This window comes from Campylobacter sp. 2018MI01 (genome assembly GCF_018501205.1).
Classification (GTDB): domain Bacteria; phylum Campylobacterota; class Campylobacteria; order Campylobacterales; family Campylobacteraceae; genus Campylobacter_E.
The window spans coordinates 1-15,904 of sequence record NZ_JAHCZE010000037.1 but is presented as its reverse complement, the minus strand read 5'-3'; the positions used below and the strand labels follow the sequence as shown (position 1 = coordinate 15,904).

General features: G+C 28.4%; 16 protein-coding genes and 2 pseudogenes. 5 read left to right on the top strand and 13 right to left on the bottom strand.

The genetic code is table 11. The features are described 5' to 3' along the window. The 4 genes and pseudogenes from KJQ97_RS06535 to aspA all read right to left on the bottom strand — a co-directional run. The coding region (locus KJQ97_RS06535) for an LptF/LptG family permease (protein WP_214120325.1) at positions 1-444 on the bottom strand (444 nt) is incomplete at its 3' end. Beyond that, positions 445-885, bottom strand: coding sequence for a hypothetical protein (locus tag KJQ97_RS06530; protein WP_214115802.1), 441 nt, complete (start codon positions 883-885; stop codon positions 445-447). After that, positions 882-2,930 (bottom strand): annotated as a pseudogene (locus KJQ97_RS06525) (cytochrome c biogenesis protein); the annotation flags it as partial. The gene KJQ97_RS06530 and the pseudogene KJQ97_RS06525, both read right to left, overlap by 4 nt. Before the next feature lie 1,086 nt (positions 2,931-4,016). After that, a complete protein-coding gene (gene aspA, locus KJQ97_RS06520) occupies positions 4,017-5,417 on the bottom strand; it encodes an aspartate ammonia-lyase (protein ID WP_214120323.1) in 1,401 nt (466 codons plus the stop codon). Between the two features lie 61 nt (positions 5,418-5,478). Here aspA and KJQ97_RS06515 point away from each other — a divergent pair, with 61 nt between their 5' ends. The 5 genes from KJQ97_RS06515 to KJQ97_RS06495 are packed head-to-tail and all read left to right on the top strand — an operon-like array spanning position 5,479 to position 9,066. Next, a complete protein-coding gene (locus KJQ97_RS06515) occupies positions 5,479-6,198 on the top strand; it encodes a TerC family protein (protein WP_214120322.1) in 720 nt (239 codons plus the stop codon). Further along, positions 6,188-6,442, top strand: a complete 255-nt coding sequence (locus tag KJQ97_RS06510) for a hypothetical protein (protein WP_214115806.1) — start codon at positions 6,188-6,190, stop codon at positions 6,440-6,442. Before KJQ97_RS06515 ends, KJQ97_RS06510 begins: the two co-directional genes overlap by 11 nt. Next, on the top strand, positions 6,405-7,844 hold the full coding sequence (locus tag KJQ97_RS06505; RefSeq protein WP_214120321.1) for a phosphoethanolamine transferase: 1,440 nt from the start codon (positions 6,405-6,407) through the stop codon (positions 7,842-7,844). Before KJQ97_RS06510 ends, KJQ97_RS06505 begins: the two co-directional genes overlap by 38 nt. A gap of 59 nt (positions 7,845-7,903) precedes the next feature. Beyond that, on the top strand, positions 7,904-8,836 hold the full coding sequence (trxB, locus tag KJQ97_RS06500; protein WP_214120320.1) for a thioredoxin-disulfide reductase: 933 nt from the start codon (positions 7,904-7,906) through the stop codon (positions 8,834-8,836). After that, on the top strand, positions 8,833-9,066 hold the full coding sequence (locus KJQ97_RS06495; protein WP_214120319.1) for a hypothetical protein: 234 nt from the start codon (positions 8,833-8,835) through the stop codon (positions 9,064-9,066). Before trxB ends, KJQ97_RS06495 begins: the two co-directional genes overlap by 4 nt. A gap of 19 nt (positions 9,067-9,085) precedes the next feature. Here the strand turns inward: KJQ97_RS06495 and KJQ97_RS06490 are convergent, their stop codons facing one another. The 9 genes and pseudogenes from KJQ97_RS06490 to KJQ97_RS06450 form a co-directional block, all read right to left on the bottom strand. Next, entirely contained in the window at positions 9,086-9,679 is a 594-nt protein-coding gene (locus KJQ97_RS06490) for a hypothetical protein (protein ID WP_214120318.1), read from the bottom strand. Positions 9,680-9,683: 4 nt separating this feature from the next. Continuing rightward, positions 9,684-10,061, bottom strand: a complete 378-nt coding sequence (locus KJQ97_RS06485) for an NINE protein (protein ID WP_214115824.1) — start codon at positions 10,059-10,061, stop codon at positions 9,684-9,686. Positions 10,062-10,147: 86 nt separating this feature from the next. Then, on the bottom strand, positions 10,148-10,918 hold the full coding sequence (locus KJQ97_RS06480) for a rod shape-determining protein MreC (RefSeq protein WP_214120317.1): 771 nt from the start codon (positions 10,916-10,918) through the stop codon (positions 10,148-10,150). Then, positions 10,911-11,948 (bottom strand): rod shape-determining protein, encoded by a 1,038-nt coding sequence (locus KJQ97_RS06475; protein ID WP_214115826.1) that lies wholly within the window; start codon positions 11,946-11,948, stop codon positions 10,911-10,913. Before KJQ97_RS06475 ends, KJQ97_RS06480 begins: the two co-directional genes overlap by 8 nt. Beyond that, positions 11,945-13,159 carry an ATP-dependent Clp protease ATP-binding subunit ClpX gene (gene clpX, locus KJQ97_RS06470; protein WP_214115827.1) on the bottom strand — a complete coding sequence of 405 codons (1,215 nt, stop codon included), beginning with the start codon at positions 13,157-13,159 and terminating at the stop codon, positions 11,945-11,947. The genes KJQ97_RS06475 and clpX overlap by 4 nt, the downstream gene beginning before the upstream one ends. Further along, positions 13,149-13,940, bottom strand: a complete 792-nt coding sequence (gene lpxA / locus KJQ97_RS06465) for an acyl-ACP--UDP-N-acetylglucosamine O-acyltransferase (protein WP_214120316.1) — start codon at positions 13,938-13,940, stop codon at positions 13,149-13,151. Before lpxA ends, clpX begins: the two co-directional genes overlap by 11 nt. Beyond that, positions 13,937-14,380 (bottom strand): 3-hydroxyacyl-ACP dehydratase FabZ, encoded by a 444-nt coding sequence (fabZ, locus tag KJQ97_RS06460; protein WP_214115829.1) that lies wholly within the window; start codon positions 14,378-14,380, stop codon positions 13,937-13,939. The genes lpxA and fabZ overlap by 4 nt, the downstream gene beginning before the upstream one ends. Positions 14,381-14,527: 147 nt before the next feature. Continuing rightward, the gene (locus KJQ97_RS06455; RefSeq protein ID WP_214115830.1) at positions 14,528-15,286 is read right to left on the bottom strand and encodes a pseudouridine synthase family protein; all 759 of its coding nucleotides are present in this window, start codon (positions 15,284-15,286) and stop codon (positions 14,528-14,530) included. Further along, a pseudogene (locus tag KJQ97_RS06450) lies at positions 15,273-15,904 on the bottom strand (lipid IV(A) 3-deoxy-D-manno-octulosonic acid transferase); the annotation flags it as partial. The pseudogene KJQ97_RS06450 and the gene KJQ97_RS06455, both read right to left, overlap by 14 nt.

Genomic DNA, 15,904 nt, shown 5'->3' with positions numbered 1-15,904 from the left:
TTGATATTTAAAAAATAAATCCATTTGTTCTTTGCTTAAATATCCGTATTTTAAAATATTACTTTTATAGTTTTCTGCATAAGCAATATTTGTATAGTTTAAAAAAATTGCGATAAAACTTATTATTAAACTTATAAACATTATAGGTTTAACACTTGCGTTTTTGCTAAGTCCTAAAGAATAAAACGCTATAAATTCATTTTTTTTAATAAGAGATATTTTTGTAAAAATCATAGCAAGTATTAAAGCTATTGGCAATATATAATAAAAAGCTGTAAGCATTGTATATACAATATATAATAAGAATATATTGGTATTTAAATGCAGCTTTTTATAATTAATTAAAATATCTATAAATAAATAAAATCCTACAAAAGCAATAATAAAAATTAAACAATTTTTAAGATAAAGGCTAGCAAGATATCTAAAATAAAGTTTATTCAATTACTTCATCCTTCTTCTTGCAAGTCCTAAATTCTCATATAAATCTATTTCTCTTTTGTAACTTGGATATTTTTTACCCAATTCGTGATTTAAAAAAGCAATTAATTTTGCTTCAGCACATTTGTTAGCACAAACAACACTAATAAATCCTAATTTTTTTTTAGCATCTTCACTTAAAGTTGTAAGACTTGCTCTATTTTCAAGACTTTGACTTTGTAAAAACGCTAAAACTACTTTATTTAAAGCAGCTGGAGTTTTTGCACTCTTTGCTGCTTTTATCAAATCATCTAAAGCATTTACTTTCTTGACTACTTCTTGCTTTTCTTGTGTAAGAATTTGATTTTCTTTATTTTTTGAGCTCTTAATTATAAAATAAAAAACTAGAGCAATAATTACTAAAAAAGCTACTACGCCGACAATTATAAATACATTATCTCTCATAAAAGTTCTGCTTCCTTTTTATTTTTACTTGCAACAATCGCTAATAACGCCATAACTCCTACGCTAATGTAAGCATAAATAGGCACGCTAGCAGCTTCTCCTGCAGCATATGAGTGCATACCTGTTAAAAAGTAATTCACTCCAAAATAAGTCATAATAATACTCAAATATGCAAACATAGAGCATACTGCAAATGTAAATTGATTATTTATTCCTTTAATCATTCTAATATGTAAAACTGCAGCATAAACCAAAATAGATACTAAAGCCCAAGTTTCTTTACTATCCCAGCCCCAATATCTTCCCCAAGATTCATTAGCCCAAACACCACCTAAGAAATTGCCTAAAGTAAGCAATGATAAGCCTAAAATCATAGCCATTTCGTTAATCATTGTAGCTTCTTTTATATTTGATTTTATTCTTTCATTTAGCTTTTTATTTTTTCCTAACATAATAAATAAAACTAATACAAAAATTCCAAGTAAAGCACATAGACCTAAAAATCCATAACTAGCAGTTATGATACTAACATGAATTGTTAGCCAATAACTTTGTAAAACAGGTGCGAGATTGCCTATTTGTGGGTCAATTGAACTAAGATGAGCTACCATTAAAACAATAGCTGCAAGAATTGATGTAAGCGATAATGAAATAGGACTTTTTTTAGAAAATACAATACCACTTAAGCTTAATGCCCAAGAAATATACAATAAACTTTCATAAGAATTTGACCAAGGTGCATGACCACTTAAATATCCCCTAATAGCAAGTGCAATTGTATGAACTATGAAAACTAAAATATTTAGATAATAAACTATTTTAAAGGCAGTTTTTAGACTTGTTTTACCACTAATCATTCTTGAAAATACTAAAATTAATAGCACCAAACCACCTAATAAATAAACAGGGCTTAATTTTGTAAAAATACCTACCTTATCAAAAGCGATTTCTAATTTAAATTTTGCTTCATCAATATTAGTTCCTTGACTTGCCTTAATTTCATTTAAAATCTTTGAGCTTAAAGCATAATTATTGTCTTTATTTGCATTTATTAATGATAAAAAATAAGCTTTTAAATCAGGTTTGCTAGTTTCTAAAACATTTAAAGCTTTACCATCTTCAAAACTAGCTCTTACATAACCACCTAAAGAAGCGTAATATAAAAGATTTAAACGCTCATCAACTTTTAATAATTCTTTTTCATAAGTTCCACGCTTGTTTGGATTGGTTCTTAAAGCTTTATCTACTTCATCTTTTAAAGCATATACATTATTTGGAAAAAAATCGTAAAAACTAGCATATTTACCCTTGCCAAGATTTAAAAAATCTCTTATTTCTTGATTGCTTAGATAAATAAATTTTTCTTTAGAAAAGTCTTTAAAATCACTCATAATCCATATTAAAAGCTCTGTTGCATCTTTGCCTTGATAAGTGCTTGTTTTATGAATTTTATTTACTAAATCAAGTGCTAATGAGCCAAATGGAGCTATTCTTCCATTGTCTTTTTGAACTGGTAAAACGCTTAATTCTTTTACATGCTCTTCTAGGCTAACTGGGGCTAGATTTTTATTAGCATTATCTATAGCTTCATTAATGTCATCAGAATGTAAAAGCGGAGTTAAAGCACTAAGTAAAAGCACTAATGAACTCATTTTTGCTAAGCGTTTTGTTAAAATCATAAAGCGTGAGTTTTTGTAAATCAAGTTTAAAAATAATCCTATACCTAATAATAAATATCCAATATAAGTTGGTATTTTGCCTGGGTCTTGATTTACACTTAAAATAGTTCCTAGCTCATCTTTATCGTATGAGCTTTGATAAAATCTATAACCTTTATGGTCTAATACATTATTCATATAAATCTTATAATCCTTACTTTCATCATCATTTATTCTAATATAACTTGCATAAGATTTCGGAGAATTTGAAGCCATATAACGCTCTAATTCAAATTTGTTTAAAGTAAAGCTAAATGGTAATTCAAGTAATTTAGCAGTATAAGATATGCTAAAAGTTTGATTTGCTAGAGTAATTTTTTGCCCTTCTCCTTCAAATAAATATGCGTATAAACTATCATTATCATAAGTTACTTTTACTAAATAAGCATTTGGATACTCGCTATCTTTGCTATCTTCGTAGTATTTAACGCCGTTTTTGTAAAATTTATCAAATCCAATTTTGTAATTTTCAAATGAAATTACCATTCCATCATCAAGGCTAAATTCATTATCAGCTAATAATTTTATATTTTTCTTATTTTTAACATCAAATATTTCTAAATCAAAATTCGCTTTAATTTTGTTTTCGTTAAATTCTAAAAGCTTAGCATTCATTGAAATAGCTTTTTTATTTGCTATTACAACTTCTCCTAATACAACAAATCTACCTTCATCAAGAGCTAATGCACTTGAGCCTTGCTCTCCTGAAACATTTAATAACACAAAAGGTTTTCCGCCTATTTCTTCTTTATAAGCTGGTTTTGCGTGTAAAATAACTTTTTCTAATTTTAAATTAGCTATTTTGCCATCTAAATCTAAGTTAATATCTACATCATTATGACCTATTACACTTATATATTTAAACTCATCGCTTGAATAGTATTTATTATCTTTCATAGCAGAAATACTAAAAAATGCTTCTCTTGAGCTTACTATATTTGAAGTTTCATTTTCTCTTATATGAATATATCCTTCAAATCCATAATACCTAGTAAGTGCCGAGCCAAGTAGCATAAATAAAAAACTAAGATGGAATATAAAAAGCGGTAATTTTTCATACATTTTATATCTAAATATTGCAAAAAATAAATTAATTCCTAGCAATACCTGAATAGCAGCAAACCACCAGCTAGCATATATTAAAGCCCAAGCTGTAGGAGTTCCATATTTGCTTTCTATAAAAGTTGCTAAACCACTAGCAAAAGCAAACAACAAAAACAAAATTATGCTTAATTTCATACTTGATATCATCTTATACATTGTTATTCCTTGTGATTGTTAAAGATAAATTTTAACTAAAAAAAATTAGCTAAATTTAAACAAAAGCAATAAATAATAATTTTTATTATTTAGATTAAATTATTATCTATTACTTTTAAAGAAATAGGAATTTAAAATTCCTATTTCAAAATATTATTTAATTTCTCCCATATGTGGCTTTAACATAAACTCAGGACTTAAAATCTTATCAAGCTTTTCTTTATCCATTAATTTACGCTCTAAAACTAAATCATAAACTCTTGCACCAGTTTGCAATGCTTCTTTTGCAATACTTGCGCTATTTTCATAACCTATATAAGGATTTAGCGCAGTTACAATTCCTATACTATTCATCACAAAATCTTCGCATATTTGTTTATTTGCTGTGATACCATCTACACATTTATCAGCTAAAGTCTTCATAGAACGCTCAAGCATACAAATACTATTTAATAAACTATATGCTGCAAGTGGTTCAAATACATTTAATTGTAATTGTCCACCCTCGCAAGCTAAAGTAACACTAACATCAGCACCAATTACATAATAACACACTTGATTTACCACTTCAGGGATAACTGGATTTACCTTACCTGGCATAATTGATGAGCCTGGTTGCATTTTTGGTAAGTTAATTTCATTTAAGCCACATTTTGGACCACTAGAAAGTAATCTTAAATCATTACAAACTTTACTTAATTTTGTTGCAACTCTTTTTAAAACTCCACTAATTTGAACAAAAGCTCCTGTATCTTGTGTAGCTTCTATTAAATCATCTGCTATTACAAAATTTGCACCTGTTATATATTGAAGGTGTTTTGCAACGATTGGTGGATAATCAGGATGAGAATTAATTCCTGTTCCGATAGCAGTTGCACCCAAGTTAATTTCTAAAATTAAGCTTCTTGCTTCGCTAACTCTTTGTATATCTTCGCCAAGCATTACAGCAAAAGTTTTAAATTCTCTTCCTAAAGTCATCGGAACTGCGTCTTGAAGCTGGGTTCTTCCCATTTTTATAATATCTTTAAACTCAATTGCTTTTCTTTCATAAGCTGCTTTTAAATAATTCATAGCTTTCATTAAATCACTTAAATAATCATATAAAGCAACTCTTAAAGATGTTGGATAAGCATCATTTGTGCTTTGAGATAAATTCACATGGTCATTTGGATGGCAATACTCATACTCACCTTTTTTATGTCCTAATTTTTCTAAAGCAATATTTGCTATAACTTCATTTGCATTCATATTTGTAGAAGTTCCTGCACCACCTTGTATCATATCTACAACGAATTGGTCTTTATATTTTCCAGCTATTAATTCATCACAAGCAAAACAAATAGCGTTTTTAATCTCTTCATTAATTAAACCTAATTCATAATTAGCTAAAGCTGCTGCTTTTTTTACTTTCGCAAAAGATATAATTAGTCTTGGAAAGTCCTTTAAACGCTTTCCTGAAATGTCAAAATTTTGCACTGCTCTTAAGGTCTGAACTCCATAATAAATATCATCAGCAATTTCAAGTTCACCTAAAAAATCGTGTTCTAATCTCATTTAATCTCCTTTAAAAAATTTCGGTTAGGATAGCATTTTTTAATCAATAAAAAGGACAACTATGTTTGAATGGATTTTCACTTCAGAAGGCATATTATCTTTCGTAACTTTAGTATTACTTGAGATAGTTTTAGGTATAGATAATATTATTTTTCTTACTATTTTAGTAAGTAAATTACCAAAACACCTTCAAAACAAAGGCCGTATTTTAGGGCTTGGTTTTGCTATGCTAACTCGTATAGCACTTTTATTTAGTATCTTTTGGCTTGTTAAACTTACAAAACCTTTATTTAATATCTTAGGTCAAGATTTTAGCGGTAGAGATATTGTCTTAATTGGTGGTGGAATATTTTTAATAATTAAATCAATTAAAGAACTAATATCAATGCAAAAAAACGAGCATAGTGATAATAGTAATTTTAAGGCTAGCTCAAATTTCTTTGTTGTAATAATTGAAATTGCTTTAATTGATATAATTTTTTCTTTAGATAGTGTCATTACTGCAGTAGGAATTGCTGATGAGCTTAGTATTATGATATTAGCTGTAATAATTGCTATGATGTTTATGATGATTGCTAGTAAATGGATTGGAGATTTGGTAGAAAAATTCCAAGAATTAAAAACTCTAGCTTTAACATTTTTAGTCTTAGTTGGTGGCGTTTTAATAGTTGAAGGTTTAAATATTCATATAAATAAAGCATATATTTATACTGCTTTAGCATTTAGTATAGTAAATACAACCCTAAATATCTTGCAAAAAAAGGCTAAAGATGAAGAATAATTTTACTGAATTTGTTTTAAAGCATTTTGGAATATTTTTATATTTTACACTAAGCAATATTTTTTGCTTAGTATTGTTTTCTAATAAGATTATAAATCAAGGCATTATTCAAGATTTAAAATATATAAAATCTACTTCAGTTACGCTAATTTTTATAATCTTGTTTGTATATTTTCTAATCTATATTCTAAAATCTAAAATCCCTTATGGGGGGGGGTATTTTAAGATTTTTAATAATTTATAATTTCTTTGTAATCTTTATTCAATCTTTTTTAGTAATTAATTTTAATAATTTTTTAAATCCAAGTTTCTTAGAAGCATTTTTAAATACAAATATGGCTGAAAGTATTGAGTTTATATCAATATATATTAATTTTAAATTCTTTGGAATTTTAATTTTTATGATTGTGGCTTTAATTTTACTAAAAATTAAAATAAATATAAAGATAAATAACAAATTAAACATAGCTTTTATTATTTTAATCTTTGTAGTGTGCTTTGGGAATGATTTAAGAAGAGCTATTAAATATGATTTTAGTAGATATATAAATATTCCTTTTATTAAATTTAATAAAGAATTAATTTATACAGATGATATTTTGATTAATTCTAAAATAATGCAAGAGAGTTATTTAAAAATTGCTAATAATCACGAAAAATTAAAAGCTAATGAAAACATAAAAAATATAGTTTTAATAATAGGAGAAAGCTCAAGAAGAAGTGCTTATCAAGACTACGGGCAAGGATTAAACACCACACCTAATCTAATAAATATAAAAAATAAAATAATTTATTCTGATGTTATTGCCCCTTATGCTTCTACAAATCCGGTAATGAGTGTATTGCTTAATTTTGCTAATTTAGATAATTTAAGTGAAAGAAAATTTTATGAGAATTTAGACATTATTAATTTATTCAAATTAGCAAATTACAAAACCTTTTGGATATCTAATCAAGACTATATTAGCGAATGGGGAAATAATGCTGCTAGTGTTGGTATTATGAGTGATTTTTCTTATTTTACAAATAAATATATGAGCTCTAGCGATACTTTAAGTTATGCAAAATATGATGGGGTTTTATTGCCTATTATTAAAAACCTAAAATTAAGTGATAATAATTTCATAGTAATTCATCTTTTAGGAAATCACGGAAATTATAAAAAACGCTATCCTAAAGAATTTGCAAAATTTAATGAAAGCGATATTAAAACTAATATAAGCGATAAAAAAAGCATAGCAGAATATTATAATTCCATACTTTATACTGATTATATAATCCAAAATATTTATGATATATTTAAAAATGATGATAGTTTGATAATTTATTTAAGCGACCATGCTGAAAGCTTATATGATGATAAAAGCAAATCTGTTTTAGGGCATATTTTAGATAAAATTACTGCTGAAATACCTTTTATAATCCTTTATTCAAATTCTTTTAAAGAAAATCATAAAAAACTATTAAAAGATTTAAATAAAGCTAAAGATTTACCTTTTATGAGCGATGATTTAATACATTTAATTTGTGATATTGCAGGAATTTATCCTATTGAATATAAAAGTTATTTAAGCCCACTTAGAAGTGATTATAAAAAAGACAAAATTAGATTGTTTGGTAACGAATTAAAGTATAATAAATTTTAAACTTGATTAACTTAATAAAGTTATTATTAAATAATAAAAATTATTAATTAGGAGATAAAATGTTAGATTTAGCTATTATTGGTGGTGGCCCTGCTGGTCTTAGTGCGGGATTATATGCAACTCGTGGTGGGCTTAAAAATGTTGTAATGTATGAAAAATTTATGCCAGGCGGACAAATCACAAGCTCAAGTGAGATGGAGAATTACCCAGGCGTTGCAACCGTAATGGATGGAATTAGCTTTATGGCACCTTGGAGTGAGCAAAGCACTAGATTTGGTCTAAAAATTGAGCAAAAAGAAGTAATTAGAGTTGAAAAAAATGGCGAGAATTTTAAAATAATTTTCTCTGATAATTCAAGCGATGATGCTAAAGCTGTTATAGTTTGCACAGGAGCAGCTCCTAAAAAAGCTGGTTTTATAGGCGAAAATGAATTTTTTGGTCGTGGAGTAAGCACATGTGCAACTTGCGATGGTGCGTTTTATAGAAAAAAAGAAGTAGCAGTTTTAGGTGGTGGAGATACCGCACTTGAAGAAGCACTTTATCTAGCTAATCTATGCTCTAAAGTATATTTAATCCACAGAAGAGAAGGTTTTCGTGCAGCTCCATCAACCGTTGAAAGAGCTAAGAAAAATGAAAAAATTGAGTTTATTTTAAATGCTAAAGTAGAAGAAGTTGTAGGAGATAATGCTGGAGTTACAGGCGTTAAAATAGTATTTAATGATGGTAGCAAAAAAGATTTAGCAGTTCCAGGGATATTTACTTTCGTAGGACTTGATGTGAGAAATGAAGTATTAAAACAAACTGATGGCTCATTTTTATGCGAAATGGTAGGAGATGCTGTTAAGGTTGATTTAAAAATGAGAACGAGTGTTGAAGGCTTGTTTGCTGCAGGAGATTTAAGAGTAGATGCTCCAAGACAAGTTGTTTGTGCTGCGGCTGATGGTGCTAACGCTGCTTTAGGCGTAATTTCATATTTAGAGAGCAAACATTGATAACTAAAATCAAATTAGCATTAGTTAATGAAGACTTTTACGAATTAGAAAGTTTAGCCAATGAGCTAGAAGATAAAATTAATAGCAATTGGCTAGATACTCTAAGTAAAGATGAATTAGTAGAATTACAAGCCTTGCATACTCAATTAATTGAAACTTTACTAAAATTAAAGCATAAAGATTTAGAAAGATTAAAAAAGCTTAAAAAATCTTTAAGCTATATAAAATAGGAATTTTAAATTCCTATTCTTACCATCTAGTTACACCACCAATAGCCATTACGCTAGCACCTACAATAAAAAGGCTAATTAATTTTATAACTAATAATAAAGCAATAATAAATCCAATAGCTATTAAGATATTTATGGGTTTTCTAGGTTTGCTAATAAGTGTTAATTCGTATTTAGTGAAAAATTCTTTTAATAAAAAATATCTATAAGTTGCGCTTGTTAAAACGCTGATAATCACATAAATTAAAACATAACTAATATAAGAAAAATCAAAAGAATTTGATAAGCCCTTTGGTTTAAAACAAAAATAACCAAAAAAAGATAAAACCACAATTGCCCCATAAACAATTCCTGCATAAATCCACATAGAACGCAACGCATAACTAAAATAACTAAACAACAATGTAGGAAGACATATATCTTTTAGTCTAAAAGAATATCTTGCTATATTTGATTCACCATTATTTGTATAGTATTTTGCCGCATTGCTTAATTCATCAACTATTGCAGCATTTGGCAATTCTCCTACAAATTCACTCAACTTTACTCTTAATTCTTCTTCATTTTTGATTAATTCTTGACCTTTGTTAGAAATTAAAAAATCTGTTTTCATAAAATCATCCTATTATTTGTAATATTTTTGTGTAATTGTCTTTTTGAACTGCTTTATATACAAAATATATATCAACTAATACATAAATATATAAAGCCCATAAAATAAAAACTCCGATAAATATAAGTGTCGAAGCCAAGCCTATTAAAAATAGACCTATTTTTAAAAATCCTAAAAGCATATTTCCTTGATAAAATCTATCAACACCCCAAACTCCGAAGAAAAATCCTAAAACTGCTGCTAAAATTGGACTTTTTAACGGGATTAGTGGAAGGTTTTTATATTTTTCTTCGCTTAAATTATCAAGTTTATCATTTAGCATAAACTTTTGCTCGCTTGAAATTTTATTATCAAGTAGCATTAAAATGGAACTCTTATCCATAATTACTCCTTTTTTAAAATGAAGTAATTATTCTACACCCCCCCCCTATTAACAAAGGGTAAATTAATAAAAAATAATTTAAGATTTTAATTTTTAATTTCTTGTGAGTTCTCTTTAGCACTTACCATATAAACATATCTATAAGGACTAAGAGTTTTTGTATCTTCTAAAATAGCTCTTTTATACCCAGCTTCATCTATGATTTTTACTACTTTTCCAACATAAATACCCTCTGGAAAAATCAAATCCTTTCCACTCGTATAAACCAAATCTCCTATATTTAATTCTTTATAATCAGTAACGAAATTAACATAAATTGAATTTTTACTACCTTGTAAAATAGCAGGAGTTTTATTTTCCCCAACAACCACAGAAAAAACACATTTTTCATCGTTTAAACTAAGTGCATAAGCTCTATTATTATTTGAATACATAATCCCCACTGCATTATTATCATATATCAAACCATAAGTAATATCAGGCTTTATACCATCATAACTCATCCAAAATTTAGTCAAACTTCCAATTTTTTCATAAGATAATACCCTAGTTAAGGCTAATTCAAATTCATATTTTTTAAGATTATGGGCTTTTGCAAGATTGTTATATTCTATAACTAAATTATCATATAAGAATTTGTATTGTTTTAGCTTTTTATTTTCTGTGCTTAATTCATCTATCTGATTTACTTGATTAAAATATTTAGTAATATTTTGTTTGGTGTAATCATAAGCATTATAAAGCTTATTTAAAACAAAATCATTAACCCCTAAAACAGCATTTTTAACATCTGCTACAAAATAATAAGAAGATGTAAGCAAAACGCATATTAGGAGTAATAATTTAAATTTATTCATCATTTACTATTTGTCTTAGTAAAGAAATCTCTTCAAGTATTTTTCCAGTTCCTCTTGCTACTGCATGAAGTGGCTCATCAGCAACATAAACAGGTAATTTTACAATATCGCTTAAATATTTATCAATTCCACGGATTAATGCTCCACCACCAGTTAGCACTATACCATTTTCTACAATATCGCCTGCAAGTTCTGGTTTTGTATTTTCTAATACGAACTTAAGCGCATCAGCAATTTCTTTTAAAGGCTCTTTTATAGCTTCACGAATATCTTCGCTACTTAGCTCAACCTTACTTAAAAGCCCTTTTACTTGGTCTTTTCCTTTAACAACTATAGTTAATTCTTCAGGTAATTGAATAGCTGAACCAACTTGGATTTTAATATCTTCGCTAGTTCTTTCGCCTATTATTAGATTGTATTTTTCTTTTACATAATTTACAATTGAGCTATCTAACTTATCTCCTGCTGTTCTAATACTTTTTGCAGTATGAAGACCACCTAGAGTAATAACTCCTATTTCAGTAGTTCCACCACCAATATCAACTACTAATGAGCCTACAGGTTCTTGCACGGGAAGATTTGCACCAATTGCTGCAGCCATTGGCTCTTCAACCAAATACACTTCTCTTGCACCAGCACTCAAAGCACTTTCGCGAACTGCTTTTCTTTCAACTTGAGTTAGACCATAAGGAACTGATATTAATATTCTAGGGCGTAAAAAACTCTTTCTTTTATGTGTTTTTTCAATAAAATATCTAATCATTTTTTCAGTCATATCAAAATCAGCTATAACCCCATCTCTCATAGGGCGAATTGCTTGAATATCGCTAGGAGTTTTGCCTAGCATTTCTTTAGCTTCTTTACCAACTGCTAAAATTTTGCTCTTTCCATATTTTGTATGTTGAACTGCTACAACACTTGGCTCATCAATTACTACACCCTTATCTTTTACTAGCACAAGAGTATTTGCTGTGCCTAAATCAATACCCATATCACTTGAAAATAACCCTATTAAATGGTCTAGTATCATTTATTATCCTTAATTTTTAAAAAAATAGCATCGCCTTCGCCATTAACAAAATCTTTATTTATAACGATTTCATAACCTTCATATTTATCTAAATCAAACATTAAATCAAGTAATAATTGCTCTAATATCCCACGAAGACCTCTTGCTCCTGTTTTTCTATCAAGAGCTTTTTTAGCAATAGCTAAAAGTGCGTCTTTATCAAATTCTAATTTAACACCATCAAATTCAAAAATCTTTTGATATTGCTTAATTATTGAATTTTTTGGCTCAATTAAAATTCTTACCATATCTTCTTCACTAATTTCATTAAGACTTGCAATTGCGTGCAATCTTCCAACTAATTCAGGAATTAGACCAAATTTAATCAAATCATCAGGCTCAATATGTGAATACAATTCATCTTCACTAAGTTTAACGCTAGTAGTATCAAAACCCATTACATTCTCGCCTTGCTTTTGCTTTAAAATCTCTTCAATTCCATCAAAAGCACCACCACAAATAAATAAAATATTTGAAGTATCAACTTGAATAAATTCTTGATTTGGGTGTTTTCTACCGCCTTGTGGTGGGACATTTACAACGCTACCTTCTATTATCTTAAGCAATGCTTGCTGAACGCCTTCTCCGCTTACATCCCTTGTAATTGAGCGGTTTTCTCCCTTTCTTGCGATTTTATCAATTTCATCAATGAAAATTATCCCACATTCTGCACGCTCAACATTATAATCAGCTGCTTGTAAAAGTCTTGTTAAGATATTTTCAACATCTTCTCCTACATACCCAGCTTCAGTTAAACTCGTAGCATCGCAAATTGCTATAGGAATATCAAGTGCTTTTGCCATAGTTTGAGCTAAAAGTGTCTTACCACTTCCTGTAGGTCCTACTAATAAAACATTTGATTTTGCTAATTCCACATCACTCTCATCAGCATTACTCATAAGCCTTTTATAATGATTATGAACGCTTACGCTTAAAACCTTTTTTGCTCTATCCTGACCTATTACATAATTATCCAAATGAGATTTTAAAGCTTTTGAACTTATATCTTTTAAACTATCAGCTACCTCATCTACTGCTAATTCTTTATTTTTAGCATCATACATTTTAAATATAACACCAGCACAAGTAGGACAAATTGTATTATTTTTACCATTTGAAAGTAGGTCAAACGGATAAGATTTGCCACAAAAACTACAAATATTATTGCTCATTATCATTTCCTTTCACTGGAATTCCACGCTTTGTATTTAAAATAAACGAGCATAATTTAACAACTTCGGCAGAATTTGAACTCTCATATAAAGCTTTTGCTCTATCGCTAATTAGCCCTGTTTTGCTTCTAAAAATCTTACTAAATGCTTCACTTAATTCATTTATTTTATCTTTTTCTAAATGTCTTCTAAGCCCTACTAAATTAAGACTTCTAACATAAGCACGATTACCTTCAGCTAGACAAAAATGTGGTAAATCTTGAGATAATGCTGAAGCACCTCCAAGCATACAATAATCGCCTATTTTAACCCATTGATGAACCGGAGTAAGTCCGCCAATCACACTAAATGAGCCAACTTCAACATGCCCTGCTAAGGTTACATTGTTTGCTAAAATTATATTATCAGCTAAGGTGCAATCGTGTGCAATATGAACATAAGCCATTATGAAATTATTATTTCCAACTCTTGTGTATCCATCGCCTTTTTGTGTGCCACAATTTATAGTGCAAAACTCACGAATAATTGTATTATCACCTACTATTAAAGCTGAAAAATCATCGTTTTTATAAGAAATATCTTGTGGAATATCACCTAAAATAGCATAAGAAAAAATCTTGCAATTATTTCCTATTTTTGTATTTCCTAAAATTCTTGCACCACTTTTAACAATGCAATTATCACCAATTTCTACATTACTTCCTATATATGCAAAAGGCTCAATGCTAACATTTTTGCCTATTTTTGCACCATTTTCTATTATTGCTAAATCTGAAATCATTTATCTACTATCATCGCTTTTAAAATTGCTTGAGTGCATAATGTATCATCTACATAAGCCTCGCCACTAAACACCCACATTGCTCCACGATTTTTAACAACGCTCATTTTATATACTAATTTATCGCCTGGTCTTACTGGTGATTTGAATTTTACTTCTTCCATTCCTGTAAAATATACTACCTTGCTTTTAGGATCAACACTATCTTTCATACTTTGAAAAGCTAAAATTCCACCCGTTTGAGCCATTCCTTCTAATATTAAAACTCCTGGATAAATCGGATGACCTGGAAAGTGTCCTGCAAATACTTGATCACTTATACTAACATTTTTATAACCTAATACATAACCTTCATCAAGATTGATTTCTGTGATTTTATCAACTAACAAAAATGGTGGTCTATGTGGTAAAATTTCTTGAATTTGCATTACATCTAACATTATTATTCCTTTACTATGCTTAAAGGGATTTATTTTAATTTCAGCAATTAAACAAAGTGTAATAATTATAAGCTTTATCGTTGGTAAAGTATAATTTATAAAATTCCAATGCTTTTAAAATAAAAACTATCTTAAAAGCATTAAAAATTAAAATAAAAAGTCTAAATTAAGCCCTTTTAATTCAAAGTCTTTATGAAAATCATTTGGCATAGGAGTTTTTATATCATAATCAAATATTTTTGTCCTAGCACAATGAAGCATTAGCCTTGAGCTAATTATTTTACTATATTTAACATCGCCTAAAATTCCTAGACCAACGCTATTTAAATGAACTCTTATTTGATGGGTTCTACCTGTTGCAATTTGCACTTTTAATAAGGTTTTTTTACCTTCTATAATTAAAGGCTCTATTTTAGTATAAGCATATTTTGCGTTTTCGCTATTACTAATTTTGCTAAATGCACTTTTGCCTTTTATGGTTAAAATCGGCTCATCAATCTCCATTCCTTCGCTTACGATTTTATTAGTAATTGCTAGGTAGAGTTTTTGCACTTTTTCTTTTTTATATTCGTTTTTTGCAGCCTTTAAAAACTCTTCATTTTTAGCAAATAATACAATGCCACTTGTATCCTTATCAAGTCTATTTAAAAGAGTGTAATTATTTTTAATATGTTCGCTCGCAATACCAATTGGCTTATTAATAGCTAATAAATTATCATCTTCAAACAATACGCTAAGCTCTGGTTTTGCAAGTTTAAAAATAGTATTAACAGGCATAAGACCCCTTGCAATCTCTAATCTTTTGCCCCCGTGCATTACTAAACCTAAATCTATTAATTCTTTAGCAGCTGAATTTGAAATTCCTTCTTGAATTGCTAATAATTTATATGCTTTATCTTGTTTCATTTATTTTCCTATCTAATATTTCGCATAATGCGTTGAAAGTATATTCGTTTTTGATTTTAGCATTTTTAACATTTGTAAAATCAATATCATCACTAATTTTTATATTTTCTATACATTTTAGGCTTGAATATTGAGAAAATACATTAGTTCCTGAAGTGATTTTGCAGCCAAAAAACGCAGCTTCGGCGAAATTATGTCCGCCTATTTTAGTATAAGAACCACCCAAAATCACATAATCACTAATTGAATAAAAATTAATCAATTCTCCTAAAGTATCTAGCAAAAATACTTCACTTTTTAAATATCCATCACAATCATTGCTATATTTTACAATGTTAAAGCCTTTATTATTAAGCAATTTTTCAACCTTGTGAAATCTTTCAGGGTGTCTTGGTGCTATTATTAGACATTTATCTTTTAAGAAATTTTTATCTAGCTTATTTAGAATTATTTCTTCTTCATTTTCGTGAGTGCTTGCAATTAAAATTATTTCTTTATTTTTGCTTAATTGCTTAGTAACTATTGGCTTATTTGTAATCTTTATATTTGTAAAAACTTCTATATTTTTAGCATTAAAATATTCTAATCTTTCTTTATCTTCATTACTTTGAGCAAGGA